This window comes from Wolbachia endosymbiont of Madathamugadia hiepei, assembly GCF_013366855.1.
Taxonomy (GTDB): Bacteria; Pseudomonadota; Alphaproteobacteria; order Rickettsiales; family Anaplasmataceae; genus Wolbachia.
The window spans coordinates 1-1,566 of sequence record NZ_WQMP01000182.1 but is presented as its reverse complement, the minus strand read 5'-3'; the positions used below and the strand labels follow the sequence as shown (position 1 = coordinate 1,566).

The window sequence follows — 1,566 nt, the reverse complement described above, 5'->3', positions numbered from 1 at the left end:
TTTTTTTGTCATTTAATCTGCACAGACTGAAGATAAACAATAGCTTCAACCTTGTGATAACGGGCTTGGTGAGATTTGTCAAGTAGTTTTTTTCGTTTCTATTGGATGACGTTATAACTTTTTTCCACTGTTGTCTATTCACTTCCTGTGTAGTGGGAATTGGTATCAGATAAATATTGAGTCAGAATCTCAATGCCTTCGTCGATTTCCTCTTCAGTGATGATGAGTGGAGGCAAAATTCTTACAACATTATCTGATGTTACTCCAACAGTGAGTAAACCACGATAACTTAGCTCCTCTGCAAACTTTTGGCTATTCATTTTCACTTTTATCCCGAGCATTAGCCCCTTTCCTCTTACTTCTTCTATCATTGGAAATTTACTTGCCAGACCTTCTAATTTATTCTTTAAATACTTGCCCCTAATTTCAACATTCTCCAAAAAACCGGAGCTGAGTAATTCATCAACCACAGCATTGCCTACCGAAGTTGCAAGTGGATTGCCGCCAAAAGTGGAACCGTGCATGCCAACTTTCATATACTTAGCAGCCTTTTCAGTTGCAAGACAAGCCCCTAGCGGGAACCCTGACCCTATTCCTTTTGCAAGAGCGCATATGTCAGGCTCTACTCCTATATGTTCATATGCAAATAACTTTCCTGTTCTACCAGCACCGCATTGTACACAATCAAAAAATAGCAATATGTCGTTTTCATCGCACAACTTCCTTAGCTCTTTCATGAAGACTTCATCCATTACTTTAATACCACCTTGTCCCTGTATTGGCTCTATCAATATAACGCCTATACTATTAGAAATTGCTTTTCTTACGCTCTCAATATTGGGCTTGACATTATCACACCAATCAATATAAGGATTCAGTAGTGCAGAAAATTTCTGTCTATCGTTTGTAGCACAAGTTAAAAATGTTCTTCCATGAAATGCACCATGAAATGTTAAAATTCTATAGCGATTTTTACTGCCTTTTCCGTTTTGATAGGCCCTAGCAATCTTAAGCCCACACTCTACTGCTTCTGATCCAGAATTTGTGAAAAATACGGTATCAGCAAAACTGTTGTCCTTTAGTCTTTCTGCAAAGTTGTTAGCAGCAGGTATATTGTAGGTGTTTGATATATGCCATAACTTTTCCCCTTGCAGTTTAAGAGCGCTAATTAATTGCTGATTGGCATGACCTAAGCTGCTAACGGCTATTCCAGAGTGAAAATCTATGTAACACTTGCCATTGACATCATACAAATAAACACCTTTGCCATAAGAAAAATTTATATTAATAGGAGAATAAACTGGCAAGATAGGAGAAATTGTCATAAAAGTATGGTATGCTAAATTTTAATTAATAACATAAAAGTCGTTATTTCACAATGAGAAGGATATGTATAAACTAGTCTCTGTGAACAAAAGTTTGTTATGAGAAAATAAGGAAAGATGTAGCAAAAACTGGTAGTTTAACTTAGCTACAAATAGAGAAACACCAAATGGCATATTATATAAAAGAAGGAAATTGAAAACAAGTTTTTAGTTTTTTGAAAAGCGTGAAAGGAATACACAG

General features: G+C 36.1%; 1 protein-coding gene. It reads right to left on the bottom strand.

Going from position 1 to position 1,566, the window contains the following annotated elements:
• Positions 1–134: 134 nt before the first annotated feature.
• Entirely contained in the window at positions 135–1,325 is a 1,191-nt protein-coding gene (locus GO685_RS05195; protein ID WP_175937864.1) for an aspartate aminotransferase family protein, read from the bottom strand.
• Positions 1,326–1,566: the final 241 nt, after the last annotated feature.